Source organism: Shewanella sp. S1-49-MNA-CIBAN-0167 (assembly GCF_040310145.1).
Classification (GTDB): Bacteria; Pseudomonadota; Gammaproteobacteria; order Enterobacterales; family Shewanellaceae; genus Shewanella; species Shewanella psychromarinicola.
This window is the reverse complement of sequence record NZ_JBEOPO010000037.1, coordinates 1-14,118: the sequence shown is the minus strand read 5'-3', so window position 1 is coordinate 14,118 and position 14,118 is coordinate 1. Positions and strand designations below refer to the sequence as shown.

The following is a 14,118-nucleotide window of genomic DNA, read 5'->3' as shown; positions in this document are numbered from 1 at the left end:
CAAATTATTATCAAAATTAATCGGTAATTAACTTGCATTACACATGATTGCAGGTTTTAATTGCGCCGTTTTTAAAAAGGTCGAAAATGTGTTAAGTATGAGCTGAAAAGTGAACTAATGAACCCCTTAATGAGTAAAATACTTGTTACAGTCTTCAGCCCATGCTCAGCAACCAATATTTGCATGCTTTGCAAATATCTGCGTAAGATGTTCGACAGTAAAAGGTGCTAAAGACGATAACAATACGGCGCAGTCTAAAACTCGTTAGCTGTGTGCTTATTTCGTCTGTCACAGGTTATACAGCCATGATGAAAGTGCTGGTAAACCTGTTAATTTCTGAGTTAACGTTACGGCGTTATCTGGATTATTTAACAAGCAGTGGCTACCGATGGGGGCGCTGCTAACGTTGATACAAATACGGAAAATAATTATGTCTGATTGGTCTATCGAAGATGCTCGCTCTGGTTATAACGTGATTCACTGGAGCCAAGGTTTTTATGGTATTAGTGAAGATGGTGAAGTGACAGTGTCACCTAACCCACAAAATCCGGATCATAAAGTTGGCTTAAATGAATTAGCCAATAGTATGGTTGAAGCAGGCGTTTCGTTACCGGTACTAGTCCGTTTCCCGCAGATTTTACACCATAGAGTGGAAAGTCTATGCGAAGCATTTAATGATGCAATTAAGAAATACGATTATCAAAATGATTATTTGTTAGTTTATCCGATTAAAGTAAACCAACAAAAAACGGTGGTTGAAGAAATTCTAGCCAGCCAAAAATCGAAAGAAGTTCCACAGTTGGGACTTGAAGCCGGCAGTAAGCCAGAGTTAATGGCAGTTCTTGCGATGGCGCAAAAAGCCAGTTCAGTTATTGTATGTAACGGTTACAAAGATAAAGAATATATTCGCTTAGCATTAATCGGCGAAAAGCTAGGCCATAAAGTCTATATCGTGCTTGAAAAAATGTCGGAACTTAAAATGGTATTGGCTGAAGCTGAAAAGCTAGGGATCACTCCACGTTTAGGTTTACGTGTGCGTTTGGCTTTTCAAGGTAAAGGCAAATGGCAAGCCAGCGGTGGCGAAAAGTCCAAATTTGGTTTGTCTGCAGCACAAGTGTTGAAAGTTATTGCTGAATTAAAAAGTGCTAATATGCTGGATTCTCTCCAGTTATTACACTTCCATTTAGGTTCGCAAATTGCCAATATTCGTGACATTCGCCAAGGTGTAAGCGAAGCAGGCCGTTTTTACTGTGAATTGCGCCAACTCGGTGCCAGCATTGATTGTTTCGATGTGGGCGGCGGGTTAGCGGTTGACTACGATGGTACACGAAGCCAAAGCAATAACTCAATGAACTATGGTTTAAATGAGTATGCTAACAATATCGTCAACGTATTAACCGATTTATGTAATGAGTACGAGCAACCAATGCCGCGTATTATTTCTGAATCTGGTCGCCATTTAACGGCGCATCATGCGGTGTTAATTACTGATGTGATTGGTACTGAAGCGTATCAACCAGAAAATATTCAAGAACCAAGTGAAGAGGCGCCGCAATTATTGCACAACATGTGGCAATCTTGGTTAGAAATCAGCGGTCGATATGATCAGCGTGCGATTATTGAAATTTATCATGATAGCCAAAGTGATATTGCTGAAGCACACTCATTGTTTGCTGTGGGTCAATTAAGTTTGGCTGACCGAGCTTGGGCAGAACAAGCCAATTTACGTGTTTGCCATGAAGTGAAGGGATTATTAAGTAACAATAATCGTTATCACCGTCCCGTGATTGACGAATTGAATGAAAAATTAGCAGACAAGTTTTTCGTTAACTTCTCATTATTCCAGTCATTACCTGATGCATGGGGTATTGATCAAGTGTTCCCTGTGTTGCCTTTATCGGGTTTAGATAAAGCACCAGAGCGCCGTGCGGTAATGTTAGATATTACCTGTGACTCTGATGGTATTGTTGATCAATACGTTGACGGTCAGGGAATTGAAACAACTTTACCCGTCCCAGCGTGGAGCGCAGACAGCCCATACCTGATTGGTTTTTTCATGGTGGGGGCATACCAAGAAATCTTGGGTGATATGCATAACTTGTTCGGTGATACCAACTCAGCTGTTGTGCGTATCGATGAGCGTGGATCAAGCCAGATTGAGTCTGTTTTACAAGGCGACACGGTAGCTGATGTGCTACGTTATGTGAATTTAGATGCGGTAGACTTTATGCGCACCTATGAAGAGCTTGTGAATCAACATATTGTTGAAGAAGAGCGCGCCAGTATCCTAGAAGAGTTACAGTTAGGGCTTAAAGGCTACACTTACCTAGAAGATTTTTAATCTTATTTACTACATTAACTTGTTATTCAAAAAGCCTAGTTACCGCAGGTCGCTAGGCTTTTAAGTTGCTAAGATGTTTTTTGAAGGTTCAGAGAAAAAGTTAGAGATTATCGTTAATGCATCAGCCCCTAAATTACGGTCATTAGATCGAACATTTTGGGTGGGGCTTGTTGCTGCCTCAAATGCAGATATTTTATCTAGCATAAGTAATGAATATTGCGATGCTTATTTACTGAGTGAATCGAGTTTATTTGTTTGGGATGATCGACTCGTTATGCTCACTTGCGGCACTAGCTCGCTAGTAGAATCAGCATGCTACTGCATTGAACGTTTAGGTGAACAAGCTATTGCATATGTTTGTTATCAGCGCAAAAACGAATACTATGCCCATTTACAAGCAAGTTCTTTTGGCGACGATGTGCTTAGGTTAAGGCATTTTATTGCGGGGCAGGCCCACCGAATGGGTCATTTAGATAGCCATCATCACTATACTTTTACTACCGATAAAGAGTATCAAGCCAGTCGGTTTGATACCACCAATGAACTGCTGATGTATCATATTTCGGGTCCGATAGCGGATTATTTACGGGGTGATCAGCAATCAATGGTTCAAATTGGGCTGATGCTGCAACTGGAACAATTATTTAATGGTTTTAGTATTGATCAGTATTTATTCAGCCCGCTAGGCTATTCAATCAACGGTATTCGGGGTTGTGAATATTTTACAATACACATTACACCACAAGAAAATAGTTCTTATGTGAGTGTTGAAACCAACATTGATCTCACCACAACTCAGGTTGATATCTTTGCTGAGCTAGTAAGATTATTGCAGCCAAACAGCTGCGACATTATTGGTTTTAATAGTAATATTGCCAATAAGCAGTTTTTAAAGTACTTGTGTTTAAGCCAGTGCGCAATGACAATCGAACAAGGTTTTAACATACACTTCAGCCACTATCAGCAAGATTGCTTAGAAGTACTGAACCCTACATTATTGTAATTATCGGCATTTGCCATCTTTTTGATAGTCTATGACTACTTTTGCAGAAAAACCTGATTATTTGCTTTCTTCAAACGCATTCGGGTATTTACGCCAGCCACTGAATGTTAAACCAACGGAGTCTGATGCCGACGTGGTAGTGATTGGTTTACCTTTTTATATGGCAACAACAGGTCGTTCAGGTGGTCGTATGGGGCCTAATGCCATTCGCCAAGCATCGGTAAATTTAGTGTGCACCGCGTGAAGGATTGATTGATGTTGAGCATTCAATACAAAGTGGTATTCGTACCGAATACCACAAAGAAGGCCACGGCTTTGAGGTGGTTGATGCCGCAACGGCGCAACACATTGTTGAACAAGTGCGTGCTCGCGTCGTTGATATGCCGTTATACATCACGTTCGACATTGATTGTGTAGACCCGGCTAATGCTCCGGGCAATGGCACGCCTGTTTGTGGCGGATAAACCAGTGATAAAGCAATGAAAATTATTCGTGGATTACGTGGTATGAAGGTTGTTGGTATGGTTGTTGAAGTGGCGCCATCATACGATTCGGCTGAAATTCTGCGCTTGCAGGAGCGACTCTGGGCCTTGAAATGCTGCATGTCTGGGCAGAAGGTAAGGGCTTAATTAAAAAGTAATTTCAACTTTATCATTAAGCACATTCGCCAACGTGCTGACGTTGGCTTTTTTGTGCCTGCTCAGCGTAGAATAGATCTCGCAAGGTTAATGAGGAGCCAATATGAGTGATTTAAGTGATATTCGCCGTGAATACACCCAAGGTGGATTAAGACGGGCCAATTTGCCTACTAACCCGATGGATCTGTTTGAACAATGGATGCAACAGGCCACAGAGGCACAACTTACCGATCCGACAGCCATGTCTATCGCAACGGTTGATGAGGATGGTCAGCCATTTCAACGTATTGTGTTGCTGAAGAAATTTGACGATAAAGGGTTTGTGTTTTTTACCAATCTAGAAAGTCGCAAAGCAAAACAATTAGCCGTTAACAGTAAAATCAGTTTACTGTTTCCTTGGCATGCTCTTGATCGCCAAGTGGCAGTATTAGGGCAAGCGGAACCATTATCTATATTGGATGTGGCTAAATACTTCATGTCCAGACCCAAAGACAGTCAAATTGCCGCATGGGTATCCAAACAATCGAGCAAGATTTCTGCGCGGCAAGCACTGGAAGGGAAATTTGCCGAAATGAAGGCCAAATATGCTCAGGGTGAAGTGCCATTACCTAAGTTTTGGGGCGGATATTTAGTCCGTCCAAGCAGTATCGAGTTCTGGCAAGGAGGTGAGCATCGTTTACATGACAGATTTATTTATACCAAAACCGATGCTGATTGGAATATTGATCGGTTGGCACCTTAATGAATGTTAATGAAGTGGAGCCTTTAGCGGTGATAACCAATAAAATCTGGGTTGATGCTGATGCTTGTCCCAATCCAGTGAAAGAGATGTTGTTTCGGGCATCTGAGCGTAAGTCGATTCAATTGGTGTTAGTGGCTAATCAAATGATTAACGTGCCAAGATCACCGTTAATTAGCATGATCCGAGTGAGTTCCGGTTTTGATGAAGCAGACAACTACATTGTTGAACAAGTTGTCAAAGGGGATTTAGTGGTCACCGCTGATATTCCTCTCGCGTCAGATGCGGTTGATAAAGGTGCACTAGTATTGAACCCTCGTGGTACCGTGTATACCGCTGAGAATATCAAACAGATACTGACTATGCGTGATTTTATGGAAGAAATGCGTAGCAGTGGCATACATACTGGCGGTCCGAATAGTTTTTCGCAAACGGATAAGCATGCGTTTGCACAAGCGTTAGATAAATGGTTGGCTAAATTGATCCCCAGCAAGATATAACGAAATATTACTCTATACTTAATCTGACTTTCTATACAAAGGACTTTATGATGAAAAAATGGTTACCTTTTTTAGCCGCGAGCTTGCTGAGTACATCTGTGATGGCAGGCGATTGGCAAGTCAATCAAGATCATTCTCGGGTGAGCTTTATTTCGATTAAGAAAGCCGATATTGCCGAAGTACATCATTTTAAACAAGTTGCAGGTGAATTAACGGATGCGGGTGCATTTTCTTTATCGATTGATTTAACCAGTGTTGATACCGGAATAGAAATTCGTGATCAGCGAATGCAGACTGTGTTGTTTGAAGTTGCGCAGTTTCCAAAGTTAACCTTGGATGCGGTGGTTAATCCCAAATTGTTGGCAGGATTAAAAGTCGGTGACACGCTAACGACCCAAGTTGAAGCAACCATTTCACTACATGGTCAGAAACAACAAAAAAGTTTTGAAGTGTTAGTGGCTAAATTATCTGACAAGAAAATGGTGATTTCAAGTTTAGCGCCAGTGATTATTCAAGCAAATGAATTTGGCCTTGTGTCGGGTGTCGAAAAACTTAAAGAAATGGCGGGTTTGCCGAGTATCAGCTTGGCAGTGCCAGTGTCATTTGTGCTAACCTTAGCGCAATAGTTACCTGTGGTTGTTAATGACTTTCAATCATCAAGATTGAGAGCCATTTTCGGCTAAGTAGTGTTTAAGAAAGGTGGGGCACAATGGTTACCGACAAAGACGGCTACATGCATTTAATTCAGTATTTAACTGAACATTTAGGGCTGTTTGAGTCGTCTGAAAATACCGTAAATACAACGGAAACTGTTATGGAACTGTTTGAAGATCAGTTATCTGCTCAGATCATTATGGTATGTGGTCAAAACCCGCAATTATCATTTGCTCAGCGTAATATAGTGATCCGTGAAATTGATGCAATAGTATACGACTTAGAAGAGATTTTAGCCTCTGTTGCTAATCATCAAGCCACACCCGAACAAAGTATCTTTATTACTGAGTTTTCAGGTTTGATTAAAAATTTATTTGATCAAGAAGTTGCTCATCTGTTGCGATAAATCTACTTAACCTCAACACGGGTTAACAGATGGAATAAATATGCCAAAATCAGAATATTTGAGCTATTTAATATCGAACTTGTGATTTGATTTGCTAATAAGGTGCAGCTCTTGTGACTTACGGCGTCAATAACTAGCCTATTACAAGTCAATACAATGCAGTTAGCAGGACAAAAAACTGTTTTATAACCGTTTATTATCCCGAGCTGAGTGACTTAGTTCAGGCAGTTATTTAACTGGTTTAGTTTTTTTTGGGATCGATCATGTTTAAAAAAATTGTGATTTCTGTTGTGTCGTGTTTGCTGTCTATATCTGTGTTTGCGAGTGATAAAACCATTTTAAGTCAAGTTGAAACCATGACAGTCGCTAAGTCTGGACTACACTATCATGCTCGCATTGATACTGGTGCGGGGAAGACTTCTCTGCATGCGGTAGATTTAACAATCATTGGCGGCGCATTCAAAAAAATGAAAAGTAATGTCGGTAAAATTGTTGAATTCACCACAGAAAATGAACGTGGTGAGAAAAAACGTATTCAAGCCGAAATTGTCAGTACGTTAAGGGTGAAGAATTCACAAGGCATTGAAACCCGCTACATGGTGAAGCTCGATGTCGGTTTTTCGGATAAGTTGCATCATATTTATGTTAATTTACGCGACCGTAGCCATATGAAATACAAATTACTCATTGGGCGTAATTTTTTAAAGCATAACTACATTGTGGATGTATCACAAAAAAGTACTTTGGTCCTTTAGTTGAGTATTAAGCAAACAGGATTGATGTATACCCCGCATTAACTCGGGTGCGGTAGAACGCTCATTACATGCTGCCAATATTAGCGTCGAGAAAGAACACAAGGTGTGGACTAACATTTGAGGTACATGGTTAATTCGTCATGCGTAAGGTACTGAAGCGCGTTACATGGCTTGATTAAGTGTTGGTGAACCTAGTCTGAGTTCTTAGTCGATATGGATCTAAAGACCGTACCAAAATGGGTTATAAATTATTAATTAGCCGAAACTGGTTACAGGATCACTATATGGTTGATGCGTTTAAAAAACATTAATTCCTTATTATTGGTCAATAATATCGGTTAACAATATCGGTCAATAAAATCGGTTAACAATACCGCTCAATATGAGCGGTATTTTTTTGTCTGTTTTGTGCTCGTATTAATAAAGTATAATGATTATTAGCCTCGGAGGGGCTAAATTGAAAGGTGTACGTTGGTTTGAGTTGAACACCGCCAGTAATGGCTTTGGTATTGACGCGACTCTGCAACCTCGTTTTCATCGGTCATCGATATAGTAAACGCTGATTTAACTCATTAACCCGTGACCACATAAAACACGCAGGTTGCGTCTTTTTTACTGACCGATTTAGGAGTAAATACCCTTGACCGCGACATGTTCAACCGCACTAAATCGGGACAGGTAACCTTGCTGTAAGCTAACCAGACCCCATCATCAACAGACTGACGATTTCGGTTGGGTAGACTCCTGAGTTAACACTTGTTGCCACGGTTACAGGCTAAGTGGGTTAATTGTAGGTAAATACAACTATTTGCTATTAAAAATACCAATAATGACTAGTAAAGTTGTACTTGCTAACGTAAAATTCCAATCTTTTATTTTAACCCCAGTCTTGACTGTTTAGTTATCATAATAAGCGTCAAACTACCGCGTCGTCACTTACTGGGTTGCCACTATGGTGAACTCGTATAGTCGACTAGACGCTCAATCGCATTTAAATGCAAAAATGCAGTGGATGATAACATGCAGCAGTTAACCGAGATCGTAGAACAAGCCTTAGAGGTCATTGATAAGGCCTGTGATCTAAAAACATTGGATGATATCCGTGTCGATTACCTTGGTAAAAAAGGTAAAATTACTGACATGATGAAAATGATGGGATCATTAAGCGCAGAAGAAAAGCCTGCCTTTGGTGCCGCAGTCAATCAAGCAAAGCAAGCCGTTCAACAACAGTTGACTGTGCGTATCGACGGATTGAAAGCATCTGAATTAGAAGCAAAATTAATTGCTGAAAATATTGATGTCACTCTTCCGGGTCGTACGCTCGATATTGGCGGCTTACATCCGGTTACGCGCACTATCGAACGTATTGAAACCTTCTTTGGTGAGCTTGGTTTTGTTGTTAAACAAGGACCTGAAATCGAAGATGATTTCCATAATTTCGATGCGCTAAATATTTCTGAGCATCATCCAGCTCGTGCCGATCATGATACTTTTTACTTTAACCCCAAAGTGATGTTACGCACGCAAACATCTGGGGTGCAAATTCGCACCATGGAACATGAAAAACCGCCACTTCGGATCATTTCTCCAGGCCGTGTTTATCGTAACGATTACGACCAAACTCATACGCCAATGTTCCATCAAGTTGAAGGGTTAATGGTTGCTGAAAACGTTAATTTTGCAGAACTTAAAGGCATTTTGCATGACTTTTTACGTAACTTCTTTGAACAAGATTTAGAAGTACGTTTTCGCCCATCTTACTTCCCATTTACAGAACCTTCTGCTGAAGTGGATGTTATGGGTAAAAACGGTAAGTGGTTAGAAGTATTAGGCTGCGGCATGGTACATCCAAATGTACTGCGCAGTGTGGGTATTGACCCTGAGAAATACTCTGGTTTTGCTTTTGGTATGGGTGTTGAGCGTTTAACCATGTTGCGCTATGGCGTAAATGATTTACGTGCCTTCTTTGAAAACGATTTACGTTTTCTTAAGCAATTCAAATAACGGAGCAAAAAGTAGATGAAATTCAGTGAATCTTGGCTTCGTGAGTGGGTTAACCCATCAGTAAGTCGTGACGCATTATCACACCAAATCACCATGGCTGGTCTTGAAGTTGACGGTATTGATGCCGTCGCTGGCGATTTTAGCGGCGTGGTCATCGGTGAAGTGGTTGAATGTGGCCAACACCCAGATGCAGACAAATTACGCGTCACTAAAATCAATGTTGGCGGCGATGAGCTTATCGACATCGTTTGTGGTGCACCAAACTGCCGTTTAGGCTTAAAAGTCGCAGTAGCGATGGTGGGCGCAGTATTACCAGGCGATTTTAAAATTAAAAAAGCCAAATTACGCGGCCAACCGTCAATGGGCATGTTGTGTTCTTACGGCGAGTTAGGTATAGACATCGAAAGCGATGGCATTATTGAATTACCGCAAGATGCACCTATAGGCCTGAATGTGCGTGAATATTTGCAATTAGATGATGCCATTATTGATGTTGACTTAACCGCTAACCGAGCCGATTGTTTAGGCATGGCCGGTCTTGCTCGTGAAGTGGGCGTATTAAATCGTCAAGCGGTAATAGAGCCTTCTTGGCAAGCCGTAACCGCCACGATAGATGCGCCGTTTAGCATCAGTGTGGTAGCGCCAAATCTTTGCCCTCGTTACTTAGGCCGCGTAGTCAAAAACATCAATATTAAGGCCGTCACGCCATTATGGATGCAAGAAAAATTGCGTCGCAGTGGTATTCGTTCAATTGATCCCATTGTTGATATTACCAATTATGTGTTGATTGAATTTGGTCAGCCAATGCATGCGTTTGATTTAAATACCTTAAACGGCGGCATTACCGTGCGTTTAGCTGATGGTGTTGAAAAGCTAACCTTGCTTGATGGCAATGAAATTACGGTACCAAGCGATACCTTAGTGATTGCCGACGACAAACAAGCTGTTGCGCTTGCGGGGGTATTTGGTGGTGAAAGTACCGGTGTAAATGAAAACACCCAAGATATTCTTTTGGAGTGTGCTTTTTTCTCTCCATTGGCCATTATGGGTAAATCACGTCGTTTAGGCTTACACACAGACGCTTCACATCGTTTTGAGCGTGGAGTTGACCCTGAGCTACAACATAAGGTCATGGACCGCGCTACTCGCCTTGTATTAGATATTTGTGGTGGTGAAGCCGGTCAAGTTGTTGAAGCGGTATCGATTGAGCATTTACCCGTAGCAGCAACTATCACTTTGCGTCGTAGCAAGTTAGACAAAACATTAGGGCATGTTATTTCTGATACTGACGTGACGGAAATTCTTGAATGTTTAGGTTTTAGCGTGAACGTTGACGGCAATGATTGGATTGTCACCACGGCAACATATCGTTTTGATATGGCGATTGAAGAAGATTTGATCGAAGAAGTGGCGCGTATTTATGGTTATAACAATATCCCTAATATTGCGCCAATGGCAGCGTTAAGCATGCCTGATCACCAAGAAGCTGATATTTCGCTTAAGCGTGTGCGCAGTATATTTGTTGCTCGTGGTTTCCAAGAAGCAGTGACCTACAGTTTTGTTGACCCAAAAATGCAAAATATTGTTCACCCTGGCGAAGAGGCCATGGTGTTGCCTAACCCGATTTCAGTCGAAATGTCAGCCATGCGCTTATCAATGTTTACTGGATTATTGACAGCCGTAGGCTATAACCAAAGCCGTCAGCAAAATCGAGTGCGTTTATTTGAGACGGGTTTACGCTTTATCCCTGATGCACAAGCAGATTCTGGTGTTCGTCAACAAGCTATGCTGGGCGCGGTCATTTCTGGTGTTCAAAACGATGAGCATTGGTCAATGGAGTCTACAATCGTCGACTTCTTTGATTTAAAAGGTGATTTAGAAGCAATAATCGGCTTGACAGTTGCCTCTACAGAATTTAGCTTTAGAGGGGCAACACATCCTGCGCTGCATCCAGGACAATGTGCTGAAATATTACGAAATAATCGCGTCATTGGTCATATCGGTGCTATCCATCCAAAGTTGGAAAAGCCTTTTGGACTCAATGGCAAAACAATTATTTTCGAGTTAGAACTGGATGCATTATTGCACGCCCGTTTGCCGCTAGCCCAAGCTGTATCTAAGTTTCCTGCTAACCGTCGTGACATAGCGTTAGTAGTAGATGAAGCAGTTTCTGCAACTGATGTTATGAATTTGATAAGAAAAGTTGGCGAAAATCAGTTGGTTGGCTTAAACTTGTTCGATGTATACCAAGGTAAGGGGGTTGAGCCTGGCAAAAAGAGCCTCGCCATCGCACTTACATTACAAGACACTACTCGTACACTTGAAGATAAAGATATTACTGAAACTATGGTTGCAGTGGTATCGGCTCTAAAGACCGAGTTCAACGCATCGTTGAGGGATTAAAGTATGGCACTTACCAAAGCCGAAATGGCAGAACATCTTTTTGAAACATTAGGTATTAACAAACGTGTGGCTAAAGAGATGGTCGAGTCTTTTTTTGAAGAAATTCGTGAAGCACTCGAAAGTGGTGAGCAGGTCAAGTTATCTGGCTTTGGCAACTTTGACCTTAGGGACAAGAATCAAAGACCGGGAAGGAACCCGAAAACTGGTGAAGATATTCCCATTTCTGCACGCCGTGTTGTTACCTTCCGTCCTGGACAGAAGTTAAAGTCACGTGTTGAAGCAGCAAACTCGGGTAAAAAGTAGTTCACTAGTTAATACGCCAATCCGATCGGATCTGTATTACGAAGAGCCACTCTTAATTGAGTGGCTCTTTTGTTTTTGAATTTGGTAAATTTATTTTATCATTTCATTATATCCACATGATCTATAACATTATCCTTACCGTCAGAGAAATCGTGAGCAAGCTAGTTTTATAAACATGGGTATAGCACTAAGAGAGAGTGATGTTTTGATGTTGTCGGGCATAATTACTGTTCCACACTCATTAATCCTTAGTATAATGCCATTGTTATAATATGATTCTTCCCTGTGGATCAGGGTCAGTTTATTTGGAGTTTCTTTTGGCACGACAAGCAAAATATTTCGATACTCGTTTTAATAAATCACTATTACACCCTCGTCACTGGGGGACATGGTTAGCCATCGCTGTGCTGTTTTTATTTGGTGCACTTCCTGCAAGCATTCGAGATCCCATTGCGAGATTATTTGCCCGAGTAGTAATGAAAGTTGCCAAGAAACCATTGCGGATCGCAAAGGTGAATATTACGCACTGTTTTCCTGATAAGTCACCTGCAGATGTAGATGCGTTAATCAAACAGAATGTTGAAACATTTGTCATTACCTTATTGTCGCAAGCTGAGTTGCTTATTCGTTCTAAAGCGCACTTAAAACGCCGCATTCAACTTAATGGCATTAAAAATGTGCAAGCTGCCCGAGAGGCAAAACAACCGATAATTTTTATCATGCCGCATGTTTGGCCAATGGAATATGCAGGTCTGCGAATTAACATGGAAATTCCGTTAGTGACCATGGCTAAAGCCCATCGCAATGGATTATTTAATTGGTTTAGTAATCGCATGCGCAGTAGTCAAGGTGGTCGTGTGTATATGCGTGAAGCAGGGATTAGAGCTTTATTGGCCGAGTTAAAAAATGACAACAGTTTTTTCTATTTGCCTGATGAAGATTTAGGGCCTGAAAAAAGTATATTTGCGCCTTTTATGGGCACAGTTAAAGCCACATTACCGGTTGTCGGTCGCTTAGCCCAAGCCGGTAATGCACAAGTCATGCCCGTTAAGATTGGTTACGACCAGCAGGCTAAACAATTTATTATGACGGTGCTGCCAGCGGTTAATCCTGATGAGATGATTGGCAAAGAGAATGAAGCCATCGCGTTAAACAAAGTGGTTGAGCAAGTGATTAATGCTTATCCAGAACAATATATGTGGTTTTTGAAATTGCTCAAAACTCGTCCACCAGGAGAGCAAGAGTTTTACTAAATTATAACCATCACCTTGATGTAATCACAAGAATAAGAGGTTCATATGGATTTTAACGAATTGTTATCGGCCTTGTCTTTGGTGGTATTTACCTACGACGATAGCCCAATTACTTTGTTGCAGTTGTTACAAGTGCCTTTGTACATATTTTTAGCCTGGTTTATTATCACTCGTGTTGGGCGCTTGATTGTTAAAGCACTCAAACGTCGTAATGTTGGTGCCGATGCGATCCATTTATTCACTCGCATGTATTTTATTATTAGTATCGCAGTACTCATTTTTACCTGTATGGAAATTTTAAATATTCCCTTAACTGCGTTTGCATTTGTGTCAGGTGCGATAGCGATTGGTGTGGGTTTTGGTGCGCAAAACATTATTAATAACTTTATCAGTGGCTGGATTTTAATGTGGGAACGTCCCATCCGCATTGGTGATTTTTTAGAAGTAGGTGAGGCGCGAGGCGTTGTCGAGTGTATTAACACTCGCTCAACCTTGATACGCCGTAATGACGGAGTGCACATGCTAGTGCCCAACAGTCTGTTACTCGAAAACACCGTGACTAACTGGACCTTGATTGATAAAAATGCCCGAACATTTGTTCGTGTTGGCGTGGCTTACGGTTCGGATGTGATTAAAGTTCGTGAGCTGATTTATCAAGTTATTGGTGAGCGAGATGATATTTTGCCGCAACCTGAACCCTCCGTCTTATTTGAAGATTTTGGCGACAATGCATTGATTTTTGACTTAATTTTTTGGGTCAGCGCAGTGTCAGAAACTGATATCCGCCGCCGTCGTAGCGAAATTCGTTTTAGAATGTACGAGCTATTTAACGAGCATAATGTGGTGATTGCTTATCCACAACGTGATTTACATGTTGATGGTAATTTGACGATTAACCGAAGTCATAAAAGTTAATTAACACCGATTTTTGCATCAATAAAAAAGACGCCGTGGCGTCTTTTTTATTATTAATTTAACCAGCTAAAACGTTACTTATTCATGTCAGATTTGTTGGCTTTGGTGTGACGATCTAATAAGTTTTCATGCCTATGCACTTGGCTCAGTAAGAATGTATTGGCGTGTGAATTATTGCCAAATTTAACAATCTGTTAGGTATTT

General features: G+C 41.2%; 12 protein-coding genes and 1 pseudogene. All 13 read left to right on the top strand.

All coding sequences use genetic code 11. The features are described 5' to 3' along the window. Nucleotides 1-430 precede the first annotated feature (430 nt). The 13 genes and pseudogenes from speA (at nt 431) to AAEZ00_RS16155 (ending at nt 13,914) form a co-directional block, all read left to right on the top strand. Nucleotides 431-2,341, top strand: a complete 1,911-nt coding sequence (gene speA, locus AAEZ00_RS16215) for a biosynthetic arginine decarboxylase (RefSeq protein WP_101031961.1) — start codon at nt 431-433, stop codon at nt 2,339-2,341. 73 nt (nt 2,342-2,414) lie between these two features. Further along, complete coding sequence (locus AAEZ00_RS16210) at nt 2,415-3,344, top strand: adenosylmethionine decarboxylase (RefSeq protein WP_124011684.1); 930 nt, start codon at nt 2,415-2,417, stop codon at nt 3,342-3,344. A 31-nt stretch (nt 3,345-3,375) separates the two neighbouring features. After that, nucleotides 3,376-3,984: pseudogene (locus AAEZ00_RS16205) on the top strand (arginase family protein). A gap of 101 nt (nt 3,985-4,085) precedes the next feature. Then, nucleotides 4,086-4,724: a pyridoxamine 5'-phosphate oxidase gene (gene pdxH, locus AAEZ00_RS16200; protein WP_101031959.1), complete on the top strand. Its 639-nt coding sequence runs from the start codon at nt 4,086-4,088 to the stop codon at nt 4,722-4,724. Beyond that, nucleotides 4,724-5,221, top strand: coding sequence for a YaiI/YqxD family protein (locus tag AAEZ00_RS16195; RefSeq protein WP_101031958.1), 498 nt, complete (start codon nt 4,724-4,726; stop codon nt 5,219-5,221). The genes pdxH and AAEZ00_RS16195 overlap by 1 nt, the downstream gene beginning before the upstream one ends. Nucleotides 5,222-5,271: 50 nt before the next feature. Next, nucleotides 5,272-5,847: a YceI family protein gene (locus AAEZ00_RS16190; RefSeq protein WP_101031957.1), complete on the top strand. Its 576-nt coding sequence runs from the start codon at nt 5,272-5,274 to the stop codon at nt 5,845-5,847. An 83-nt stretch (nt 5,848-5,930) separates the two neighbouring features. After that, on the top strand, nt 5,931-6,281 hold the full coding sequence (locus AAEZ00_RS16185) for a DUF3802 family protein (RefSeq protein WP_101031956.1): 351 nt from the start codon (nt 5,931-5,933) through the stop codon (nt 6,279-6,281). A gap of 263 nt (nt 6,282-6,544) precedes the next feature. Continuing rightward, nucleotides 6,545-7,036: an ATP-dependent zinc protease family protein gene (locus tag AAEZ00_RS16180; RefSeq protein WP_233768542.1), complete on the top strand. Its 492-nt coding sequence runs from the start codon at nt 6,545-6,547 to the stop codon at nt 7,034-7,036. Between the two features lie 1,020 nt (nt 7,037-8,056). Beyond that, entirely contained in the window at nt 8,057-9,040 is a 984-nt protein-coding gene (gene pheS, locus AAEZ00_RS16175; protein ID WP_101031954.1) for a phenylalanine--tRNA ligase subunit alpha, read from the top strand. Between the two features lie 15 nt (nt 9,041-9,055). Next, a complete protein-coding gene (gene pheT / locus AAEZ00_RS16170; protein WP_124011681.1) occupies nt 9,056-11,443 on the top strand; it encodes a phenylalanine--tRNA ligase subunit beta in 2,388 nt (795 codons plus the stop codon). A gap of 3 nt (nt 11,444-11,446) precedes the next feature. Then, nucleotides 11,447-11,746, top strand: coding sequence for an integration host factor subunit alpha (gene ihfA, locus AAEZ00_RS16165; RefSeq protein ID WP_011637176.1), 300 nt, complete (start codon nt 11,447-11,449; stop codon nt 11,744-11,746). A gap of 317 nt (nt 11,747-12,063) precedes the next feature. Then, nucleotides 12,064-12,999 carry a lauroyl-Kdo(2)-lipid IV(A) myristoyltransferase gene (lpxM, locus tag AAEZ00_RS16160; protein ID WP_351089115.1) on the top strand — a complete coding sequence of 312 codons (936 nt, stop codon included), beginning with the start codon at nt 12,064-12,066 and terminating at the stop codon, nt 12,997-12,999. A 45-nt stretch (nt 13,000-13,044) separates the two neighbouring features. Beyond that, nucleotides 13,045-13,914 carry a mechanosensitive ion channel family protein gene (locus AAEZ00_RS16155; RefSeq protein WP_101031951.1) on the top strand — a complete coding sequence of 290 codons (870 nt, stop codon included), beginning with the start codon at nt 13,045-13,047 and terminating at the stop codon, nt 13,912-13,914. Nucleotides 13,915-14,118 lie beyond the last annotated feature (204 nt).